The following is a 21,775-nucleotide window of genomic DNA, read 5'->3' as shown; positions in this document are numbered from 1 at the left end:
TTTTCTAAAGTATACTATAATCAGAATTTTTTGATATAATTAGCCTAAAGAAATTTTTGATGATTATTAAATATAAGATTGTATGTTTGAGAGAAAGGAGAAATATATGAATGTTAAGGAATTACCACTGATTTTTGATGGTGCTATGGGGACATATTATGCAAGTATCAAAGAAAACCCATTATCTAAATGTGAGCTTGCAAATATTTATGATAGAAATACCATATTAAATATACATAAGGAATATATAGATGCAGGTTGCAAGGCTATTAAAACAAATACATTTGCTGCAAATAGAATTAGCCTTGAAAGTGATTTTAATGGAGTAAAAGATGTGATTGTAAAAGGTTATGAAATAGCAAGTGAGGCAACAAAGGGCACTGATGTTTTGGTTTTTGCGGATATTGGACCAATCCCATTTTTAGAGACGCTGGATTTATGGGAGGCATATAAAGAAATAGTAGATTTGTTTTTAGAACTCGGTGCAACGCACTTTATATTCGAAACTTTTAGTAGCGATGAATATCTAGCCCAAATTTCTAAATATATTAAGGAAAAAAATCCAAAGGCATATATTTTGATGGAACTTGCAGTTTCACCAGAAGGGTTCACAAGAAATGGTATATCAGGTGAAAAATTTATAGAGAAAGTTTTTAATATATCAAGTATAGATGCTTGTGGCTTTAACTGTTTTTCGGGGCCAAATCATTTATTAAAATATATTAAAACTCTTAATATAGAAAATAAAACAATCTCCGTTATGCCAAATTCGGGGTATCCAACAGTAATAAATAATCGTACGTTTTTTAATAATACTAAAGAATATTTTGCAAGGCAAATGTTAGAAATAGCAAAACAAGGTGTAGCGATAATAGGTGGATGCTGTGGTACAACTCCAGAATTTATAAGAGAAACTGTAGCGAATATAGAAGGATTATCTCCACATGAAATTGTACCAAGCATAAATATAGAAAAAATTAAGTTTGAAAAACTTATAGTTAAAAATTCTCTTCTTGAAAAAATCAAGCTTGGGAAAAAGATTATTGCGGTGGAACTTGATCCACCGATGGATACGGGGATAGATTTTTTTATGAATAGTGCTAAAAGTCTTAAGGAGCAAGGAGTTGATGCAATAACTATTGCAGATTGTCCAGTTGCAAGAGTTAGAGTAGATAGCAGCTTACTTGCTTGTAAGTTAAAGAGAGAACTTGACGTTACAACTATTCCTCATATGACTTGTCGAGATAGAAATATTAATGCGACTAAAGCATTGCTTTTAGGCTTAAGCATTGAGGGAGTAAATAATGTTTTAGTGGTAACTGGTGACCCTATACCATCGGCTGAGCGGGATGAGGTTAAGGCAATGTTTAGCTTTAATTCTGCAATACTTGCCAATTACATTACTAATTTAAATGAGACAACATTCTCATCACCTTTTAATGTTTGTGGTGCCTTAAATGTAAATGCTGTTAATTTTAGTAGTCAACTTGACCACGCAAAAAAGAAAATAGAAAATGGTGTAACTATGTTTTTAACACAACCAATTTTATCAAAGCAAGCTGTAGAGAACTTAAAACAAGCACGCAAGGAGTTGCCTGCTAAAATCCTAGGTGGGATTATTCCAATTGTAAGTCATAGGAACGCTTGTTTTATGAATAATGAAATTTCAGGGATAACTGTTTCTGATGAAATCACGGAGCTATACAATGGTATTTCAAAAGAGGAAGCTACAATTCTTGCAATTAAGATATCTACAGATATTGCAAGAGAAATTTATAATTATGTAGATGGATATTATCTTATTACACCATTTAAAAGAATCGATATAATTTCTGAAATCATTAAGAATATAGGTACTATAGATAGTTATTAGATTAAATTGTTTAGTGAATTAAAAACTCGCATCATGCAAATGCATGATGCGAGTTTTTATTTTTTGTGATATTTACTAGGTTGATAATACAATAGTTATTAAGTGTCCCCTAACGTCAACCCGAGTTATATCAAGGATTAATAATACTAAAGTTATTAACTATCCCCTAATGTAGGATGATGTATTAACAATGGAATTACCAAGTGAAAAAATATTTTAAGGGAATGTTGACAAGTATTGTTGGGTATCATATAATGAACGTATGAACAACAATTCATATGTTCATATGAAAGGGGAATATAGATGGAGAAAGATATAGAGTTTTGTCATTGCGCAACTGTTCATGAAGATGAGATAGAAAAAGTAAGAAGATTAATACCACCAGCAGAGACTTTATCAGATCTAGCGGAACTTTTTAAGGTTTTTGGAGATAGTACAAGAATTAAAATCCTTTGTGTGCTTTTTGAAACTGAAATGTGTGTTTGTGATATAGCAGCTCTTCTTATTATGACTCAATCAGCTATTTCACATCAATTGCGTGTACTTAAGAATGCTAGACTTGTTAAGTATAGACGTGAGGGTAAGGTTGTCTATTATTCATTGGACGATCAGCATGTTAAACAAATATTTGATCAAGGACTTACACACATAAAAGAACTTAGATAATATTCTATTACATAAACAATAATTCATAATATAAAAGAACGTAAAAACTTTGAAAGCGAGGCGAGAAAATGGAGGATATAATAAGAAGGGAATTCATTTTAGAGGGTCTATGTTGCGTAAATTGTGCCAATAAAATTGAAACTCAATGTAGAAAGTTAGATGGAGTATCCGATGCGAATATAAACTTTATTAGTAAAAATTTGGTGATACAATTTCAAAGCGAGGATAAAATATTAAAAGTCATAGATGAAGCAAAAAAAATAGTTAAGAGGATAGAACCCGACGTTAATTTTATACAAAGTGACATTCATGGAGTTAAATATGAGGGACATTCCCATAATCATGATCATGGACATAATGATGGGGAAGAAGGAAATAATAAAAATAAAATTATACGTTTTTCGGTAGGTTTTGTAATTTACATTATAGCAGTTATATTAAAATTAGATTACTGGTTTGAATTTTCATTATATCTTATAAGTTATTTATTAATTGGTGGAGACGTATTAGTGGTTGCCATAAAAAATATATTGAGAGGAGAAATTTTTGATGAAAATTTCTTGATGGTAATTGCAACAGTGGGAGCATTTTCTATAGGACAATTCCCAGAAGGTGTTGGGGTTATGCTTTTTTATCAAGTAGGAGAATTTTTCCAGGATGTAGCTGTAAACAAATCCACAAAGTCAATATCTGCACTAATGGATATAAGACCAGATTATGCAAATAAGAAAATTAATGATGAAATAGTAAAAGTTGATCCGGATGAGGTACACATTGGAGATATTATAATAGTAAAACCTGGTGAAAAAGTACCTTTAGATGGTAGTGTTATAGAAGGAAGTTCGTTAGTTGATTCATCTGCCTTAACTGGTGAATCAGTTCCAAGAGAAGTAAGTGCTGGTGATGAAATTTTAGCAGGCTGCATAAATAAAAATGGGTTATTAACTATAGAGGTGAAAAAAGAGTTTGGCGAATCAGCTTTAGCAAAAATATTAGATTTAGTTAAAAATGCTAGTAGTAAAAAAGCACCAACTGAAAACTTTATAACTAAATTTGCAAGATATTACACACCTATTGTAGTTATAAGTGCTGTTGTACTTGCGGTGATTCCGCCAATTTTAATACCTGGTGCTACTTTCTCGCAGTGGGTATATAGAGCACTTGTATTCTTAGTAGTATCTTGTCCTTGCGCTTTAGTGATATCTATTCCACTCGGATTCTTTGGAGGAATAGGTGGAGCATCAAAAAGTGGAATTTTAGTTAAAGGTGGAAACTACTTAGAGGCACTTAATAGTGTGGAAATGGTAGTTTTCGATAAAACAGGGACACTAACTAAAGGAGTATTTAAGGTTACAAAAATGCATGTAGAAGGAGAAATAAGTGAAGAGGAATTATTAGAGTATGCAGCATTTGTTGAAAGTTATTCTAATCATCCTATTGCAACATCTATATTAAAAGCTTATGGTAAAGAAGTAAACAAAAAAGATATTGAAGACGTGGAAGAAATAGCTGGAAAGGGTATTAGAGCTAAAGTAAAAGGAAAATATGTCCTAGCTGGTAATTCAAAGCTCATGGATAGTGAGAAAATTTCTTACGCTAAAGGTGAAAATGTTGGTTCTATAATATATGTAGCTATAGACAATATATATGTTGGTAGCATTATAATATCCGATGAGATAAAAGATGATTCTATTTCTGCTATAAAAAAATTAAAGTCAATGGGTGTTAAAAAAATAGTAATGCTTACTGGTGATAATAAAGATATAGCAAATAATATTGGAAAAGTTCTTGGCGTTGATGAAGTTTACTCAGAACTTCTTCCGCAGGATAAGGTAGAAAAGCTTGAAAAACTTCAAAATGAAAAGTCACCTAAAGGAAAAATAGTATTTGTAGGAGATGGCATCAATGATGCGCCAGTGCTTGCAAGAGCAGATATTGGAATTGCTATGGGCGGTGTGGGTTCAGATGCTGCAATAGAAGCTGCTGATATAGTAATAATGACAGATGAACCATCAAAGATTGCCGAGGCTATCAAAATTGCTAAAAAAACAAAGAAGATTGTTATGCAAAATATTGTATTTGCACTAGGTGTAAAAGCAGCTATATTGATCTTTGCAGTGTTTGGAATGGCAAATATGTGGGAAGCAGTTTTTGGAGATGTAGGAGTTGCTTTGATTGCAGTTTTAAATTCTATGAGAGCTATGAAGTCTTAAATTTAAAATAGTAAAAAGATTAATAAGAACAAAAGTTAAACGTACTCTATAAAGTAGACAAAGAAAAGTCTGCGATATAGAGTACTTTTGTTTTTAAAAAATGTAAAATTGTCTTATAGTTAAAGTATATTGACAAATTACCGATATATAGAAGATAATGTTAAAATAGGTAGACATATATTTTATTGAAAATTGATCGTTCATCTTAATAAAGGGAGTGGAAAATTGATAACAAAACATAAAATAATTACAGTAAAGAACTTATTAGTAATTTTTACAATAGCTCTATTATATCAAATCCAAGTATCTGTTTATAATACACGCGCTGCAGTGAATTTATCAGCAATTAGTGCCACTACTGTAACTACTTCTCAAGGAAACCAAACTCTAATTGTAGGTGGGCCAACATTAAGTCTGAAAGCTACTGTATTACCAGCTAATGCTGCGAATAAAGCAGTAATTTGGAGTAGTAGTAATGAGGATGTGGCTACTGTAAGTGCAGCTGGAATAGTAACCCCAATAGGTGAAGGTACGGCGATGATTGTAGTTAGAACAGTGGATGGGGGACATATCGATACCTGCATTGTTAATGTAACTAAGAGTGATGTATCAGGAATGACATTAACTCCAAACATGGTAACTTTGAAAATTAAGGGAACAACTACACTAAATCCTAAAATACTTCCGCTAGATGCTTCAAACAAAACAGTAATCTGGTATAGCGGAAATGAAGATGTAGCTAAAGTGAGCGATAAAGGAGTAGTAACTGCAATAACACCAGGATCAGCAGGTATTATTGGAAAAACAGTTGATGGCAATTACCAAGTTTATTGCTTGGTATACGTGCCTGAAGAAGTAAACAGTATTACCTTAAGCCCAAACAATGTAAAATTTGCTTTAGGTGATACTCCTGTTACGATATCGGCAAAAATCATGCCGGATAATCTCTCAATTAAAAGTATAACGTGGACTAGTAGTAATTATGGCATAGTTAATGTAGATTCAAATGGTAGGGTAACTCCGATGTCTGGTGGATCTGCAGTAATAACTGCGACATCAACTTATGATAAAACTAAAAAATCTACGTGCAATGTAACTGTAACTGGGCCCATAACTGATACTAAAATACATGCAACAGGAATTACATTAAAACCAAAACAATTAGATTTAAAGGATGGAACCCCGTATACATTAACTCAGGTTATAACTCCAACTAATGCAGTGAATAAGGCCGTGATCTGGAGTAGTAGTAATGAGTCCGTGGCTACGGTTAGTGATAAGGGTATTGTAACTCCAATATCTACGGGAACCACATTAATTATGGTGACAACAGTGGATAGAGGAAATGTCGATGGCTGCGTCGTTAACGTTACTAAGAAGGATGTAACAGGAGTGATTTTATCTAACAATTATGCAACTTTAAAAATAAAGAGTACATTGACATTAAAGCCAGAGATAGTTCCAAGTAAAGCAACAAACCAAACAATAATTTGGAGTAGTGGAAATGAAGATGTAGCCAAAGTAAGTGATACTGGAATAGTAACTGCAATAACATCCGGATCTGCAGGAATAATAGGTAGAACTGTGGATGGAGACTATTCAGTTTATTGCTTAGTTTATGTACCAGAGGTAATAGACAACATTACCTTAAGTCAAAACAGTTTGAAATTTGATTTAGGGGGTGCTGCGACAGTTCTGTCAGCTAAAATAATGCCAGATAATTTCTCGCTAAAGGATATTATGTGGACTAGTAGTAATTACAACATAGCTGATGTAGATTCAAATGGTAGGGTAACACCAAAGGCTGGTGGAAAGGCAGTAATAACTGCAACTTCAGTTTATGATAAAACTAAAAAAGCTACGTGTAGTGTAACTGTTAATGGACCTATAACAGACACTAAAATACATGCAACAGGAATAACATTAAAACCAAAGCAATTAAATTTAATAGCTGGAACTCCATCTACATTGACTCAGGTTATATCGCCAAGTAATGCAGCGAATAAGGCAGTAACCTATAGTAGTAGTAATGAAAATGTTGCTACAGTGAGTACTACAGGCGTTGTAACTCCTATAGCTGAAGGGTTTACATTAATTGTAGTAACAACTGTGGATAGAGGAAATATGGATAGTTGTGTTGTTAATGTGACCAAGCAAGATGTAACAGGAATGACTTTAACTAACAATTATGCGACTTTAAAAATTAAGAGTACATTAACATTAAAGCCAGACATATTTCCAGTTAATGCTTCAAACCAAACAGTAATTTGGAGTAGTGGAAATGAAGATGTAGCAAAGGTAAGTGATACAGGGATAGTAACTGCAATATCATCCGGATCTGCTGGGATTATTGGTAAAACGGTGGATGGTAATTATTTAGTTTATTGCTTAGTGTACGTACCTGAAGTAATAGATAGTATTACATTAAGTCAAAATAGTTTAAAACTTAAATTAGGTGATGCCGCTGTTACACTGTCAGCTAAAATTATGCCAGATGATCTTTCAGTAAAAGATATTTTGTGGACTAGTAGTAATTATGGCATAGCTAATGTTGATTCAAATGGTAGGGTAGTATCAATATCTGGAGGTAGTGCAGTTATAACTGCAACTTCAGTTTATGATAAGACTAAAAAAGCCACATGTAGTGTAAATGTAATCGGGCCTATATCGGGTGACCTTAAAGTACATGCAACAAGTATTTCTATAAAACCAATTGTAAATCCATCAATTGTGGGAACTCCATTTACATTAACTACAGTTATAAACCCAAGTAATGCAGTTAATAAGGCAGTAACCTGGAGTAGTAGTAATGAGAATGTAGCGGTAGTAAGTGCTACAGGCGTAGTAACGCCAATAGCTGAAGGCATGACATTAATTATTGTGACTACAGTTGATAGAGGGATTATGGATGCTTGTTTTGTAAATGTAACTAAGCAAGATATAACAGAAATGACATTAATAAAAAATAGTGCGACTTTAAAGATTAAGAGCACCCTTTCATTAAAGCCAGTTATACTTCCAACAAATGCATCAAATAAGACAATAATTTGGAGTAGTGGAAATGAAGATGTAGCTAGTGTAAGTGATGATGGAATAGTAACTGCAATAACAGCCGGAACAACAGGGATTATCGGAAGATCAGTGGAAGGAAATCATTTAGTTTATTGCATAGTTTACGTACCAGAGCAGGTAGATAACATTATCCTAAATCAGAATAGTTTAAAATTTAAATTAGGGGATTCTTCTGTAAATCTGTCAGCTATCGTTATGCCAGAAAACCAAAAGGTAAAGCGTGTTACGTGGACTAGTAGTAATCCAATTGTCGCTAATGTTGATTCAAACGGGAGGGTAACACCAACTTCTGGAGGAACTACGACAATAACTGCAACTTCAGTGGATGATACAACTAAAAAAGCTACATGCAGTGTAACTGTTCTGCAACCTGCAACCGGGGTTATTATAAATTAGATAGGTGACATATATTGGATTAATATGAAAAACTTCATTTTCATATTAATCTTTTTTTAGTTTATTAATATAAATAGCTTGCATTAATGTTGAATTTGAAATATAATTGGTATATACAACATAACAACATGTCAACTATCGTTATGAAAATAAATTTAATTGTAAGTGAGGAGAAAAATTTTGAAAAAAGTTTCGAAGGATAATCCTATACCACTTCATTACCAGATAAAAGAAATATTACAAGAAATGATTGAAAATGAAGTATTAAAGCCTGGAGATTCAATTCCAACAGAAAGAGAATTATGCAAAGTACAAGGTGTTAGTAGAATGACAGTTAATAAGGCTATTATGTCACTTGTAAATGAGGGACTTATATATAGACAGCAGGGCAAAGGGACGTTTGTGTCTATTGCAAAGGTCAATCGTGAGATATCACTTCTTAAAGGTTTTAGTGAGCAAATGCAGGACAATGGGGTGATCTCAAAAACTAAAATATTATCTTTTGAGATAATAGATGCCACAAAGCAATGCATGCTTGAACTTAAAATGCCTATTGATGAAAATAAGATTATTGAAATTAAAAGATTGAGGTTTGGTGATCAGCAACCGGTAGCAATTGAAACAGCATGGCTTCCGTATTGCTTATTTGATGGAATGACAAGGGATATGGTAGAGGGGAAATCACTATTTAGTATATTTCGTGAAAAATATGGATATTATCCTTATGAGGCTAAGCAAATAATTGAACCTATAATGCTTAACGAGTATGACAGCGAGCTTCTAAATCAAGATAAATATGCTTTGGCGTTAACATTTAGGAGAACCACATATTTAGAAAATGGAACCCCAATTGAATATACTAAAGCAATATATAGAAGTGATAAGTATAAATATCAAGTAACATTAAAATAAGGTAAAATATTTGATGAGGTGATTAATATTAAAGCTATAATTAATGGAAAACTTATTATGAAAGACAGAATTATTTATAATAGCGTAATAGTTTTTGATAAGAAAATTATTGGCATTATAGATAATGATAACTTCCATCAGTATAAAGAAGAGTGCATGGAAGAAATGAAAATTATTGATGCTAAGGGTAGATTCGTATCACCAGGTTTTATTGATATTCATATTCATGGCAGTGGTGGATATGATACTATGGATGCTACAAAGAAAGCCTTGAAAACTATAAGTTCTACCATAGCTGTAAATGGTGTGACTGGCTATTTGCCTACTACAATGACTATGGATACTGATAGCATATATAAAGCGTTAGATCTTGTTCGACAAGAAATGGGAATAGAGACTATGGGAGCAAAAATTCTAGGAGTACATATGGAGGGACCTTTTATAAATGAAAAGTATAAAGGTGCTCAAAAGGCAGATAATATTATAAAGCCAGATTATGATATTATAAAGGATTATTTAGATATTATTAAAATTATAACCCTTGCTCCTGAAAAGGATATAGATCATAGTTTTATAAAAAAAGTCAAAAACAATTCTAAAATCACATTATCAGTAGGTCACTCTGACGCAAGTTTTGAGGAAACTATGAAAGCAATTGATGATGGAATGTCACATGCGACACATATTTTTAATGCTATGACTCCACTTAACCACAGAAAGCCAGGCATTGTAGGTGCAATTTTTGCAAGTGATATATCCTGCGAATTAATAGCAGATTTAATACATGTTCATCCTGCGATGTTTAATATACTAATAAATATTGTGCATAAGGAAAGAATGGTTCTTATAACAGATTCTATGAGAGCTGGTTGCATTAAGAGTGGCGTGTCTGAGCTTGGTGGACAAAAGGTAATAGTTGAAAATGGAGCTGCAAGACTTGAGGATGGAACACTAGCAGGCAGCGTTTTGACTATAAACAAGGCAGTACTCAATATGCTGCGAAGCAGTAATTTAGAAATTTATGATGTTGTGGCTATGGCAACAATTAATCCAGCAAAGGTAATTAATATGGATGACAAAATTGGAAGTTTACAGCCAGGATATGATGCAAATATAGCTATTTTTAATGATGATATAGATGTGTATTTTACAATAGTCGATGGAAAAATAGTGTACGAAGCTTAAAAGTGATATTTTGAGTAATATTATAAGGTGGTGCCAATATGAGAATAATAGTTGTAGATAATTATGAGGAAATGAGTAAAAGAGCTGCTTTAATGGTTGCAAGTCAGGTTACGTTAAAGCCGGATAGTGTAATAGGTCTTGCGACTGGTGATACTCCTTTAGGCATGTATGAGGAATTAGTTAAGTTGTATAATAAAAAAGAAGTGGACTTTAAAGAGGTCAGAACTTTTAACTTAGATGAATATCATGGACTTGATCGTGAAAATTCACAAAGTTATTATAGTTATATGACTAGGAACCTATTTGATAAGGTAGATATAAGTAAAAATAATATTAATATGCCAGATGGCATGGCAAAGGATGTAAATGCTAGTTGTGTGCTTTATGAAAGTAAAATAAAGACACTTGGTGGCATAGATATGCAAGTGCTTGGTATAGGTGGAAATGGACATATCGGGTTTAATGAACCAAATGTAAATTTTGAAGCACAGACTCATTTAGTAAATCTTGACGAACAAACAATAGAAGCTAATTCTAGGTTTTTTAAGTCAATAGAGGAAGTTCCAGTAAAAGCGATAAGCATGGGTATAAAGACAATAATGAACTCTAAAAAAATAATTTTACTTGCCAATGGATTAAATAAAGCTGAAGTTATAGAAAAAGCAGTTAATGGGAAAATTAATCCGAGTATTCCTGCTTCAATTCTTCAACTTCACAATGATGTAACTATTATTATAGACAAAGAAGCAGCAAGCTTATTATAAAATTAAAACACCCACTCTAGCCATTTGTGCAAGAGTAGGTGTTTTATTTTCTATTATGGATTAAATCAAATTTTTAAATTCATCGTTTTCGTATAATAAATCATAACAATAAGTTATTATAACACTTCTTTTAATTATTCCTATAAAAACACCATTATCATCTATAACGGGGACAAAGTTTTGATCTTTTGCTAGTGATATTAAACTCTCTATATTTGCATTAATCAATACTGATTTATTTTTAACATGTCTTGGTATATCTCCAATTGTAATTTTATTTGTATCGTTAAAACTTAAATTTGGAGTGTTCTTTAATTTCCATAATAAGTCACCTTCAGTTAAGGTACCTACATAGTGACCGGATTCATTTACTAAGGGCACAGAAGTATATCTATGGTACTCCATTCGTTCTAAAGCTTGTCTCATTGTAGAACTTGGTTTTTCATAAATAACTTCATTTTTAGGTGTAAGAAAAAAAGCTATGTTCATAGTTCAACCATCCTTTAAAGTTCTTTATTTTGGTTTATTAGTTATTTAATTATAACATGTTTTATAGTCCTATATATTAACAAAACATTAAACTTTAATGTGAGGCGTTTGTCTGCAGTTTTATTACAGTTTTACTTTTCCATTTTCCTTTTTTAAACCTGATAAGGTATAGTGTGCCACGAACTAACCAATCGACAATCATGCCTACCCATACACCTACAAGTCCAAATTTTAATACAACTCCTAGTAAATAACCTAAAGTAATTCTAAATAACCACATGCCTATAATTGAAGTTACCAGTGTATATTTTACATCGCCTGCACCTTTTAGCCCTGCAGGAAGCACAAAGGATATAGACCATAAGGGGATACAGGCTGAGTTTACTATAAGTACGGTTGAGGCTAGATGAATTATTGCCTTATCAGTAATAAATAGTGATGTTACTTTTCCTGCAAATGGTATGAATATTAAGGCTATAGCAATTAAAGCAAAAGTCGATAGTTTTGTAATATAGGAGAGATCACTTCCTGCCTCCTCACTTTCGCCTCTTCCCATATGGTTTCCAACAAGAGCGGTTGCTGCAATACATAGTGAATTTCCTGGAACATTAAGCATCGTTGCAACTGATCCCGCAATAGCGTTTGCGGCAACTGCTACAGTTCCCATATCTACTATATAAATTTGAGTGATTAACTTTCCACCATTAAAAAGTAGCGACTCTATACTCGCAGGTATTCCAATGCCAAATATGAGTTTTAATAATGATTTATCAAATTTGAACCCTTTTACATTTGTAAGCTTTAAAATCTTTGAACCACGTAAAAGTACAAATAAGATAATAATGCCTCCACTAACCCTAGCAATGGCGATGCCAAGGGCAGCTCCCATTATTCCCATGTGTAGTATATTTATAAAAGTGTACGTTAAAATTACGTTTATAATATTCATAAAAATACTGATCTTCATAGGAGTTTTTGTGTCTCCGGCTCCACGCAGAAGTCCATTTGATATCAAATCAATTGTTATTAGTGGATAAGTAAGTAAAGTTATGCCTAAATATGTATGGGCATTACTTATTACTTTAGGGTCGGCTGAGCCAAATAACATTCCAATTAAAGGACCTTGGAATATAAACATTATAATAGTTATAACAAAAGTAATTATAAGTCCAGAAAAAAGAGCTTGCTGCATTGCAGCATTAGCCTTTTTTATATTTCCTTGTCCAATAAATTGAGCTATAACGACCATGCCCCCAATTGCGAGAGCTGAAAAGAATGCTATAAAAATATTATTTACTGAATCTACCATTCCAATTGCAGAAACTGCTTCTGCTCCTATGTGCCCTGCCATCATAGTATTTATCATACCAAGCGATATAACAAATAATTGTTCCGTTATTATTGGTATTGCTAAATTAAATACATCTTTTCGTATCCATTTCACGTAAACGCCTTCTTATCAAATTTTAAGTTTGTTAATTTAATCTATGTTTTATAGCACAGTATTTCAAATTATATTAAATATGTACATCTATATTATAACATTATAATTCTTTCAATTCATATATTAATGAACTTTTATAAAATAGTTAACTTAAGATAACCCAATATATTTATATATAGCTATTTTATATTTTTATTAATGGTAAAAAAATTTTTAATATACTATAATAGATACAATAATGAATTATTGTGGTAATAGTTATTAAGAGTCAAAAAGTAGGGGAGTGAGTGTATGATGAATTTTTCATCTGTTGATGAGTATAAAAAAGCAAATAGATTAGCTAAAGCTAAATATAGTGCAGACATATTAAGAGGAAACTCTGGACATATATCATCATTAGATAGTATTTTAAAGAAAATAGACATAGTAGCAGAAATACCCTTGGGCTTAAAAAATATTCCACTAAAAAAGATAGTAGGAACTTATTTCTATACAAGAAGTAGAGATTTTGCAAATAACTTTCTTCCTCTAGCTAGTATTTCTAGTGAGTTTGCTTCGAAATGGGAGGCTGTGTATGCTTATCATATTAAGGATGGAATAGATGACCCTATAAAAATATATGAGTACATGAATGAATTTTATGTCATGGAAGGAAATAAGCGTGTAAGTATACTTAAATATGTAGATGCTTATTCAATAGATGGAGAGGTTACTCGGCTAGTTCCTAAAAGAGATGAGAATGACTTAAATAATATAATATATTACGAATTTTTAGAATTTAATAATAAGACAGGCATAAATGATATTTGGTTTTCAAAGGAAGGTAGTTTTACTCTACTTGGTAAGTATTTAGATGAATATAAACCAAAGCTTTATTTATTTTCAAATAAATATAAGCATTTTATAAAAAATGTGTATTTCCCTTTTAGGAACACATTTTATGAATTAGGGGGAGATAAACTAGACATTACTACTGGAGACGCGTTTCTAGAATATGTGAAAATTTATGGCATTTCAAATGAATTCATAGAAACAAAAAGAAAAGTAAGAGTTGAAAAGTTTTTAGCTGAGCTTAGGATACTTACAAAAAATAATGCTGTTGATATTCAAACTGAGCCATTTGATGTCCATAAGAAAAATGTTATAACATCAATTACAAATCTAGTGACGACCTCTAAAAAATTAAAGGTGGCTTTTGTTTTTGAAAAAACTATTGATACATCAGGTTGGAGTTATGTCCATAACTTAGGAAGAATATATGCTTTGCAACAATTGGGTAGTGAAATAGAAACTTTCGTTATAGATAATTTTAATGCTGATGATGATGAGGATGGCTATGAAAGGTTAAGTAAATTGTGTGAAGAGGATTATGATATTATATTTACTACATGTCCATCTTATCTTAATATAACTCTTAGAGCGGCCCTTAAGTACGACAATGTTAAGTTCTTTAACTGTTCTCCAGTAAAAGCATATAGAAATGTAAGTACTTATTTTGGAAGGTCTCATGAACCAAGATTTTTACTCGGGCTTATAGCAGGCGCTATTACTAAATCAAACATAATAGGATATATAGATACTTATAATGAAACAGAGATTATAACAGGAATCAATGCTTTTGCACTTGGTGTTAAAACTGTAAATTCTAATGCAAAGGTTTTAATTTCATGGCTTAATCAAACTGGAGATATCAGTCATTCAAAAGAATTAATGCAAGAACTTCAAAGTCGTGGAGCGGACCTCATAATGCAAAATGATCTAATAGCTTTAGGTAAAGGCTCAAGAGATTTTGGACTATACTCACTAAAATATAATGAGAATGAGACAAAATGGATACCAGAGGTAAATTATGCTTTAATTACATGGGATTGGGGTCAGTTTTATGAGAAAATACTTAGAAATATTGTAAATGGTAGTTTTAAGGGAATTTTTAGTACTGAGTCTAAACGTGTAAGCTTTTGGTGGGGCATGGACTCGGAACTTGTGGATATTATATATTCTAAACATAATGTTCCAATTCAAACTCAAAAATTAGTAGATGTAATGCGAGAGATGATTATTGAAAATAAATTTCATACTTTTGCTGGGCCGATATTTGATAGGTCAGGTCAAATTAGAATAGATGATGGTGATATAGGAAATTATGAGGATATGTTATATATGGAATGGTTTGTAGATAATGTTGTTGGAGAAATTCCAAAGAATTGAACAAAATATTAGAAAGATAAGTAGGTGTTTAAAATTAAGGTTTTATTAGTTTCAGATGTTGAAGATGATTATATTTGGGAACATTTTGATCATGAAAGATTTAAGGATATTGAAATTGTAATTTCTTGTGGAGATTTGAAAGCAGATTATTTAGAATTTTTAGCTGATATGATTAAAGCTCCTATATTTTATGTTAATGGTAATCATGATGGATCTTTCCTGGAAAAACCACCAGGTGGATGTATACCTATTGATGATAAGGTAATAGTGTATAAAAATATTAGAATTTTAGGACTTGGTGGATCAATTGCCTATAATAAAGGTCCTTTTCAGTATACGGAAAGGGCAATGCAAAAAAGAATTTCAAAATTAAAAATGTGTTTATGGAGAAAAAAAGGATTTGATATATTAGTAACACATTCACCAGCGAAAGACATGGGAGATGGTGAAGATCCTTGTCATAGAGGATTTGAAACGTTTATAAATATAATAGACAAATATTCTCCAAAATATTTTTTCTATGGTCATCAACATTTGGACTATGGGAAAAAAGACAGGGTAAGGATATATAATAATACTACGGTTATAAATGCGTTTAGATATCATATTATTGAAATATAAGAAGTCTAAGGGGTTTGTAATTAATAGCCACCTGCTTGTACAAGCAGGTGGCTATTAATTATATTACATATTAGTTGTTTTTATTTTTTTAAATTTTAAGAACTTCCATTTAGTCTCAGTTGTTATAATTGCAAGGAATATAGTTAAACATCCGAGTATCATTTTTGATGTAAATATTTCATGAAGCATTACAACAGATAAAATACAACCAAAAACTGATTCTAAACATAAAATAATAGCAGCATGGGTAGAGGTTGTATATTTTTGCGCTACATTTTGTACAATAAATGCAAGCATAGTACTAAAAACACCCAAATAGATAAGTGCGAATATTGTATCTGAATTTAATGATTGGGGCATTGGTTCAAAAATTAAAGCAGCTATAATTGAGAATAGGGCGCAAGCACCTAACTGTATTATTACAAGCAAAATAACATCAACCTTCTTTGCGAAAAAACCAACGGAAACAATATGAGCCGCGTAGAATACTGCACATAATAAGGTTAAACCATCTCCTAGACCAATATGTATACCGGAATCTAGGGTAAGCATCCCTATACCAATAAAACATAGAAAAGCAGATATTAGTGAAAAAGCATCTGGTCTTTTCTTACTAATTATCCAATAAAGAAAGGGGACAATAACTACATTGGTTCCAGTTAAAAAAGCATTTTTACCAGCTGTTGTATATTTCATGCCAATGGTTTGAGCAGCAAAGCCTAAAAATAGAAGAAGCCCAACTATAGTTCCAATGAATAGATAGTTTTTAGTAATATATTTAATTTTTTTTCTGAAAACTAATAACATGATTAGCACTGAAATACTAAAACGTATTGCCATTATATAAAAAGGGGAAATAGCATCTAAGGCACTTTTTACAGCAATAAATCCACCTCCCCAAATAAGTGCTACTATTAGTAAAGACATATCGGCGAGGATACTCTTTTTTTTAACAAGATCATTCATAGTTACCACTCCTTTAAAAGATAGTTAATTATTAATTCAAAGATTTTTACAATGTTTTATTTATTAAAATACAAGATCTATGATAAATAAATCTTTTTCATTTTTTAAATCTATAAAAATAGAATCTACTGATATAAGAGGATTAGAAATATTATTTATATCTGTTTTCACTATTTTACCAATACGGTTGTCGCTAAGTTTAACCATTTCGCCTGTATAATAATTTAATATTTGTTTTATAAAAGTGGTTAGATAATAATAATCTAAGGTAGCCATGCATTCATATTGCATTATTTCTAGAGATTTAAAGGGGTTTTGTTTTTTATTATAGACTTTGTCAGAGGTCATAGCATCAAATGTATCAGCAATTCCTATTATTTTTGCGAAAGTATTAATTTTATCTTCTTTTAAATGGAGAGGATAACCTGAACCATCTAAACGCTCGTGATGCATAAGTACAGCGAGACTTACAGATTCGTCTAAATAAGGAATAGTGCGTACAAGTTCATAGGAGTAAACTGAATGTTTTTTAATTTCCTCAAATTCTAATTTTGTAAGTTTTGAGGGCTTATTTAATATTTTTTGGTTAACTTTTACCTTCCCGATATCGTGAAGAAAGGCTGCAAAAGTCAAAAGGGTCAAATCTTTTTGAGGTAAGTTAAGCCATTTACCTAACATAGAACTTAAAAAGGCGACATTTACAGAGTGCCGAGTTAGGTACTCATCTATATTTCTAGAATTTGTTATACTTTTTAAAATAGAACTGTAATCATTATTCTTATCTAAAATTTCTTTAGACATAGTTCTTATTTCTGTTAAGTCCAATTTGGAGTTCCCAGCGATGTTATTTAAAAACTTGTATATGTTATTTGAAAAATCATTTAATAAACTTTCAGTTTCAGTAAAATTATGTCCTTTTGAGTCTTGAAAACTTGGAGTTAAAGTCTCCTTTTCATTTACATAAATATATATAGTGTTAGATGGGTAAAATTTAATTATTTTCTTAATCATCATAATATTTAATGAAATGTTTTTTGCAACTAAAGTTAGACCATTTAACATTAAATTTTCTGCTAAAATCATATTGGGTTTTAGATCATAAATACTTATTCTTTTAACATTTGCTGACATAAAGTTATCCCCTTTTTAGTTAGTTTATATGTTGTATAAAATTAGTAAAATATCAACAGAGTAACTTATTTTATAACATAGACTAGTAATTAGTAAACATTTTATATTATCGTTTACTAATGTACATACTTTAGATATTACATATGAAAGTAATTTATGCTTACCTTTTTAGTTATTGACATTAATAATTAACATATTTATAATTAAATAAAGTAGAGTAAAATACTAAGAATTAATATAGGAACACCAATGAAGACAATTAAAGCGTTAATGAAGATATACACTAGATATTAAGAGGAGAGAGATAAAAACATGGAAATATATTTAGATAACAGTGCAACAACTAAACCTTATGAGGAGGTTATTGAGACACTCGGGAGTACTATGAGAAATTATTATGGAAATCCATCTTCAGCACATAGTTTAGGGTTTAAGGCAGAACAAAAACTTAGGGATATGAGGACTGATATTTCTAAAAGTATAAATGCTAGTAGTGAGGAGATAATATTCACATCAGGAGGCAGCGAAAGTAATAACTTCCTTATAAAAGGCTTTGCTAAACCATCTTCGAATAAATTAAATGCTGATATAATAACTACTAAAATTGAACATCCAAGTATAATTAACACTTTTAAAGCTCTTGAAGATTCAGGAATAAAGGTTGCTTATATTGATGTAGATGATAGTGGTAGGCTTGATATAGATGCTCTTATAGGAAATATAACTAAGGATACTCAAGTTGTTAGTGTAATGCATGTTAACAATGAAATAGGAGTAGTGCAGGATATTGAGTTAATAGGAAAACTAATTAAAGAGAAAAGTAGTAGGGCTAAATTTCATGTAGATGCAGTACAAAGCTATGGGAAAATTCCTATTGATGTACAAAAGTCTAATATTGATTTATTGTCTACTAGTGCGCATAAAATACACGGACCACGTGGGGTTGGATTTGCATATATAAGAAAGGGACTTATACCTACTAGCCTAATAAATGGTGGGGGTCAAGAAAAAAATTTAAGATCTGGTACAGAAAATCTTGCAGGTATTGCGGCTTTTGATGAGGCTGCAAAGATAGTATTTAAAAATCGACATGAAAATTTTAATAAAGTTTTAGAGGTAAAGAAATATTTTATAGAAAAACTTAAAGAGGTAGATGGTGTTATAATCAATAGTCCACTAGAACCTTACTTTACACCTTATATTTTAAGTGTGACCTTTAAAGGTGTAAAAGGAGAGGTACTTCTTCATGCATTAGAACAAAAGGGCATATATGTGTCTACAGGCTCTGCATGTTCAGCGAAAAGCCATAAAAGCAGTGAAATATTAAAAGCTATTGGCAGGACGGGCGACGAGCAAGTAGGAACTATAAGATTTAGTTTTTCCGAATACAATAATAAAGATGAAGTAGACTATGTTATAATCGAATTAAATAAATCACTAAAGTTTTTAAGAAAAATGAATAAAAGATAAACCAGCTAAGGATTAGATGAAAATACAATTATAAGAAACGAGGAGTGTCAAAAGATGAGAAAATTAATACTTGTAAAATTTGCGCCGGAGATATTTTTGAAGGGGCTCAATAGAGGTAAATTTGAAAAAAAACTTAAAGATAATATAAAAAATGTAATTAAAGGCTTAGAATACGAATTTGTTGAGGACCAAGGAAGATGGTTTATATACTCAGAGCAACTAGATACTATTATAAACAAGGTTAAAAATGTTTTTGGAGTAATGGAAGTATGTGAGGTTACGCAAGTTGAAGCTAACTTAGAAGAAATAGAAAAGCAAGCAGTTTTAGAAATGGTAGGTAGCCCAGCTAAAACATTTAAAGTAGAAACTAATAGAGCAAACAAAAGCTTTAGTCCAGGGTCTATGGATGTAAGTAGAAAAGTAGGGGGCTGCATATTAAAAAATAATGAAAACGTAAGTGTAGATGTGCATAATCCGGAATGTGTTATAAATATTGAAATAAGAAAAATGGCATATATCTATTCAAAACGTATAAAGGGCGTGTGTGGATTACCTTATGGAATGAATGGGAGCACTATGCTTATGTTATCAGGAGGTATAGATTCACCTGTAGCAGGTTATATGATGGCAAGGCGTGGAGTAGAAGTGCATGCAGTTTATTATCATAGCCATCCGTATACTAGTGAGAGAGCAAAGGATAAGGTAAAGCAATTAACTAATATTTTAAAAGGATATACTGGAAAATTAACATTGTATGTAGTTCCATTTACTGAAATTCAAATGGAAATTATAGATAAATGCAGAGAAGATGAATTAACAATAATAATGAGAAGATTTATGATGAGGCTTGCATGTGCACTTGCTGAGAAATATGGTATAAATTCAGTAACTACAGGGGAAAGCATTGGGCAAGTAGCTAGTCAAACTATGGAAGGTCTTGTAGTAAGTGATGATGTGGCTGATAGACCGGTGTTTAGACCACTAGTAGCTATGGACAAGATTGATATTATAGAGGTATCAAGAAAAATAGATACTTATGAAACCTCAATTCTACCTTATGAGGATTGTTGCACAATTTTTGTTCCAAAACATCCCAAAACAAAACCAAGATTAGTTGAGATAATTAAGTCAGAATCAGTTTTAGATATTGATAAACTTGTTGAAAAGGCTATAGCTGACATGGAAATTTACAAATAAATTTATTTATGTTAATCAATAGATCATATGTATTAAATCAAATATTATGTAAATAATAATAGAAGTAATACATTTTGAAAGGATGATTAACATGGCTAAAAAAGGTACGGAAAAAAGATCAGGTTCAAAAGATACAAAAGACAAAACTCAGAAAAAGAATCAAAAGGGAAATACAGTTAAATGACGAATGGTATAAAAAATTAAAGATGTGATTGCAAAAAATAAGCTAACAAAATGATTTATCATTTTGTTAGCTTATTTTAGTTTATATTATATATTGATTATATTTACATAAACTTCGATTTATTTTTAAATATTTTAAGTCTAAAAGTAAAATGTTTATCTAAATATTTATTTACGCCTTTTTTTATACAAAAATTATAAGCAGCAATAGAAATGTATGACCATATTATGGCAATAACCCATCCGCCAAGAACATCTGTTGGGTAATGATCACCAACATAAACTCTGCTAATTCCAACAAGAATTAAATAGATAAGTAAAAAACCACTAATTAAATATGCAATTTTTTTATTTTTCATTCGTTTAATTATAAAGTAAATAAAAACAATACCTATAGCTGTAGAAATAGAGGAATGGCCACTAGGGAAACTATATCCATGAGCTTCAATTAATTGTATTCCAGTGGGTCTAGGCCTTTTTATTATATTTTTAAGCACCAAGTTGGTAAAACCAGTAACTCCAATATTAAATACACAACAAATGGCTTCAAGTTTATTATTGTAAAGATATAATACAATAAAAACCAATGCGCTTATAAAAACCTGGAAAGTAGGGTCTGAAGATTTTGAAATAATTATAAAAAATTGATTCAATCCCAAATTCATAGAATTCGCTAAATAATAAAGCATTTAATTTAATCATCCTCTCTATGTTACACTAAAAATTTATTTTATTAGAAGTATTTAATTAATATATATTATATAAAATATACAAAATTATCAACATTCATAAGTATCAATTAACATTATATCAAAATCAACAATTAAAAGATACACTTATATTGGTTGTTAATATAATTATAAAACATTATTTGTATTTCATAATTATGAATTTAATAAAAAATGTTATTCAATATAATTTTATTGAATAACAATAAAAATATATTGAAAAATAATTAATATAGTAGTATGATTGAAATTGTAAA

At 31.0% G+C, this 21,775-nt stretch carries 16 protein-coding genes; 11 read left to right on the top strand and 5 right to left on the bottom strand.

The features are described 5' to 3' along the window. Window positions 1–106: 106 nt before the first annotated feature. From KPL44_RS13165 to nagB, 7 genes are all read left to right on the top strand, one after another. Window positions 107–1,873, top strand: coding sequence for a bifunctional homocysteine S-methyltransferase/methylenetetrahydrofolate reductase (locus KPL44_RS13165; protein ID WP_216250984.1), 1,767 nt, complete (start codon window positions 107–109; stop codon window positions 1,871–1,873). A 303-nt stretch (window positions 1,874–2,176) separates the two neighbouring features. Beyond that, window positions 2,177–2,539, top strand: a complete 363-nt coding sequence (locus KPL44_RS13160) for an ArsR/SmtB family transcription factor (RefSeq protein WP_216107713.1) — start codon at window positions 2,177–2,179, stop codon at window positions 2,537–2,539. 68 nt (window positions 2,540–2,607) lie between these two features. Then, complete coding sequence (locus KPL44_RS13155) at window positions 2,608–4,752, top strand: heavy metal translocating P-type ATPase (RefSeq protein ID WP_216250981.1); 2,145 nt, start codon at window positions 2,608–2,610, stop codon at window positions 4,750–4,752. A 225-nt stretch (window positions 4,753–4,977) separates the two neighbouring features. Beyond that, complete coding sequence (locus KPL44_RS13150; protein ID WP_216250978.1) at window positions 4,978–8,220, top strand: Ig-like domain-containing protein; 3,243 nt, start codon at window positions 4,978–4,980, stop codon at window positions 8,218–8,220. A 177-nt stretch (window positions 8,221–8,397) separates the two neighbouring features. Beyond that, complete coding sequence (locus KPL44_RS13145; protein ID WP_216251108.1) at window positions 8,398–9,132, top strand: GntR family transcriptional regulator; 735 nt, start codon at window positions 8,398–8,400, stop codon at window positions 9,130–9,132. Between the two features lie 27 nt (window positions 9,133–9,159). After that, the gene (gene nagA / locus KPL44_RS13140; RefSeq protein ID WP_216251105.1) at window positions 9,160–10,317 is read left to right on the top strand and encodes an N-acetylglucosamine-6-phosphate deacetylase; all 1,158 of its coding nucleotides are present in this window, start codon (window positions 9,160–9,162) and stop codon (window positions 10,315–10,317) included. Window positions 10,318–10,355: 38 nt separating this feature from the next. Beyond that, entirely contained in the window at window positions 10,356–11,081 is a 726-nt protein-coding gene (gene nagB, locus KPL44_RS13135) for a glucosamine-6-phosphate deaminase (protein WP_216250975.1), read from the top strand. Window positions 11,082–11,141: 60 nt separating this feature from the next. On the opposite strand, the gene KPL44_RS13130 is transcribed toward nagB, so the two are convergent. Together KPL44_RS13130 and KPL44_RS13125 are read right to left on the bottom strand one after the other, a co-directional pair. After that, on the bottom strand, window positions 11,142–11,570 hold the full coding sequence (locus KPL44_RS13130; RefSeq protein ID WP_216250973.1) for a CBS domain-containing protein: 429 nt from the start codon (window positions 11,568–11,570) through the stop codon (window positions 11,142–11,144). Between the two features lie 94 nt (window positions 11,571–11,664). Further along, complete coding sequence (locus KPL44_RS13125) at window positions 11,665–13,014, bottom strand: MATE family efflux transporter (protein WP_216250970.1); 1,350 nt, start codon at window positions 13,012–13,014, stop codon at window positions 11,665–11,667. Window positions 13,015–13,305: 291 nt separating this feature from the next. On the opposite strand from KPL44_RS13125, the gene KPL44_RS13120 reads away from it, so the two are divergent. Both KPL44_RS13120 and KPL44_RS13115 read left to right on the top strand, forming a co-directional pair. After that, window positions 13,306–15,222, top strand: coding sequence for a BMP family ABC transporter substrate-binding protein (locus tag KPL44_RS13120; RefSeq protein ID WP_216250966.1), 1,917 nt, complete (start codon window positions 13,306–13,308; stop codon window positions 15,220–15,222). A 24-nt stretch (window positions 15,223–15,246) separates the two neighbouring features. Further along, window positions 15,247–15,843: a metallophosphoesterase family protein gene (locus KPL44_RS13115; RefSeq protein ID WP_331702193.1), complete on the top strand. Its 597-nt coding sequence runs from the start codon at window positions 15,247–15,249 to the stop codon at window positions 15,841–15,843. A 63-nt stretch (window positions 15,844–15,906) separates the two neighbouring features. Here KPL44_RS13115 and KPL44_RS13110 read toward each other — a convergent pair whose 3' ends face one another. Together KPL44_RS13110 and KPL44_RS13105 are read right to left on the bottom strand one after the other, a co-directional pair. Next, window positions 15,907–16,809, bottom strand: coding sequence for a DMT family transporter (locus KPL44_RS13110; RefSeq protein ID WP_216250953.1), 903 nt, complete (start codon window positions 16,807–16,809; stop codon window positions 15,907–15,909). 63 nt (window positions 16,810–16,872) lie between these two features. Continuing rightward, window positions 16,873–17,940: an HD-GYP domain-containing protein gene (locus KPL44_RS13105; protein WP_216250950.1), complete on the bottom strand. Its 1,068-nt coding sequence runs from the start codon at window positions 17,938–17,940 to the stop codon at window positions 16,873–16,875. 312 nt (window positions 17,941–18,252) lie between these two features. On the opposite strand from KPL44_RS13105, the gene KPL44_RS13100 reads away from it, so the two are divergent. Together KPL44_RS13100 and thiI are read left to right on the top strand one after the other, a co-directional pair. Next, window positions 18,253–19,410: a cysteine desulfurase family protein gene (locus tag KPL44_RS13100; RefSeq protein WP_216250947.1), complete on the top strand. Its 1,158-nt coding sequence runs from the start codon at window positions 18,253–18,255 to the stop codon at window positions 19,408–19,410. A gap of 54 nt (window positions 19,411–19,464) precedes the next feature. After that, the gene (gene thiI, locus KPL44_RS13095) at window positions 19,465–20,607 is read left to right on the top strand and encodes a tRNA uracil 4-sulfurtransferase ThiI (protein ID WP_216250943.1); all 1,143 of its coding nucleotides are present in this window, start codon (window positions 19,465–19,467) and stop codon (window positions 20,605–20,607) included. 287 nt (window positions 20,608–20,894) lie between these two features. On the opposite strand, the gene KPL44_RS13090 is transcribed toward thiI, so the two are convergent. Further along, on the bottom strand, window positions 20,895–21,479 hold the full coding sequence (locus KPL44_RS13090; RefSeq protein WP_216250940.1) for a phosphatase PAP2 family protein: 585 nt from the start codon (window positions 21,477–21,479) through the stop codon (window positions 20,895–20,897). Between the last annotated feature and the right edge of the window lie 296 nt (window positions 21,480–21,775).

It is taken from the genome of Clostridium sp. DSM 17811 (assembly GCF_018861905.1).
GTDB lineage: Bacteria > Bacillota > Clostridia > Clostridiales > Clostridiaceae > Clostridium_AD > Clostridium_AD frigoriphilum.
Note: the sequence above shows the minus strand (reverse complement) of the source record. Positions and strands in the feature narration are given on the sequence as shown.

Coding starts and splice junctions, on each gene's coding strand:
- KPL44_RS13110 (WP_216250953.1), bottom strand. CDS start 16,809: ATGAATGATCTTGTTAAAAAAAAGAGTATCCTCGCCGATATGTCTTTA.
- KPL44_RS13160 (WP_216107713.1), top strand. CDS start 2,177: ATGGAGAAAGATATAGAGTTTTGTCATTGCGCAACTGTTCATGAAGAT.
- KPL44_RS13155 (WP_216250981.1), top strand. CDS start 2,608: ATGGAGGATATAATAAGAAGGGAATTCATTTTAGAGGGTCTATGTTGC.
- KPL44_RS13120 (WP_216250966.1), top strand. CDS start 13,306: ATGATGAATTTTTCATCTGTTGATGAGTATAAAAAAGCAAATAGATTA.
- KPL44_RS13165 (WP_216250984.1), top strand. CDS start 107: ATGAATGTTAAGGAATTACCACTGATTTTTGATGGTGCTATGGGGACA.
- KPL44_RS13130 (WP_216250973.1), bottom strand. CDS start 11,570: ATGAACATAGCTTTTTTTCTTACACCTAAAAATGAAGTTATTTATGAA.
- KPL44_RS13105 (WP_216250950.1), bottom strand. CDS start 17,940: ATGTCAGCAAATGTTAAAAGAATAAGTATTTATGATCTAAAACCCAAT.
- KPL44_RS13090 (WP_216250940.1), bottom strand. CDS start 21,479: ATGCTTTATTATTTAGCGAATTCTATGAATTTGGGATTGAATCAATTT.
- KPL44_RS13100 (WP_216250947.1), top strand. CDS start 18,253: ATGGAAATATATTTAGATAACAGTGCAACAACTAAACCTTATGAGGAG.
- thiI (WP_216250943.1), top strand. CDS start 19,465: ATGAGAAAATTAATACTTGTAAAATTTGCGCCGGAGATATTTTTGAAG.
- nagB (WP_216250975.1), top strand. CDS start 10,356: ATGAGAATAATAGTTGTAGATAATTATGAGGAAATGAGTAAAAGAGCT.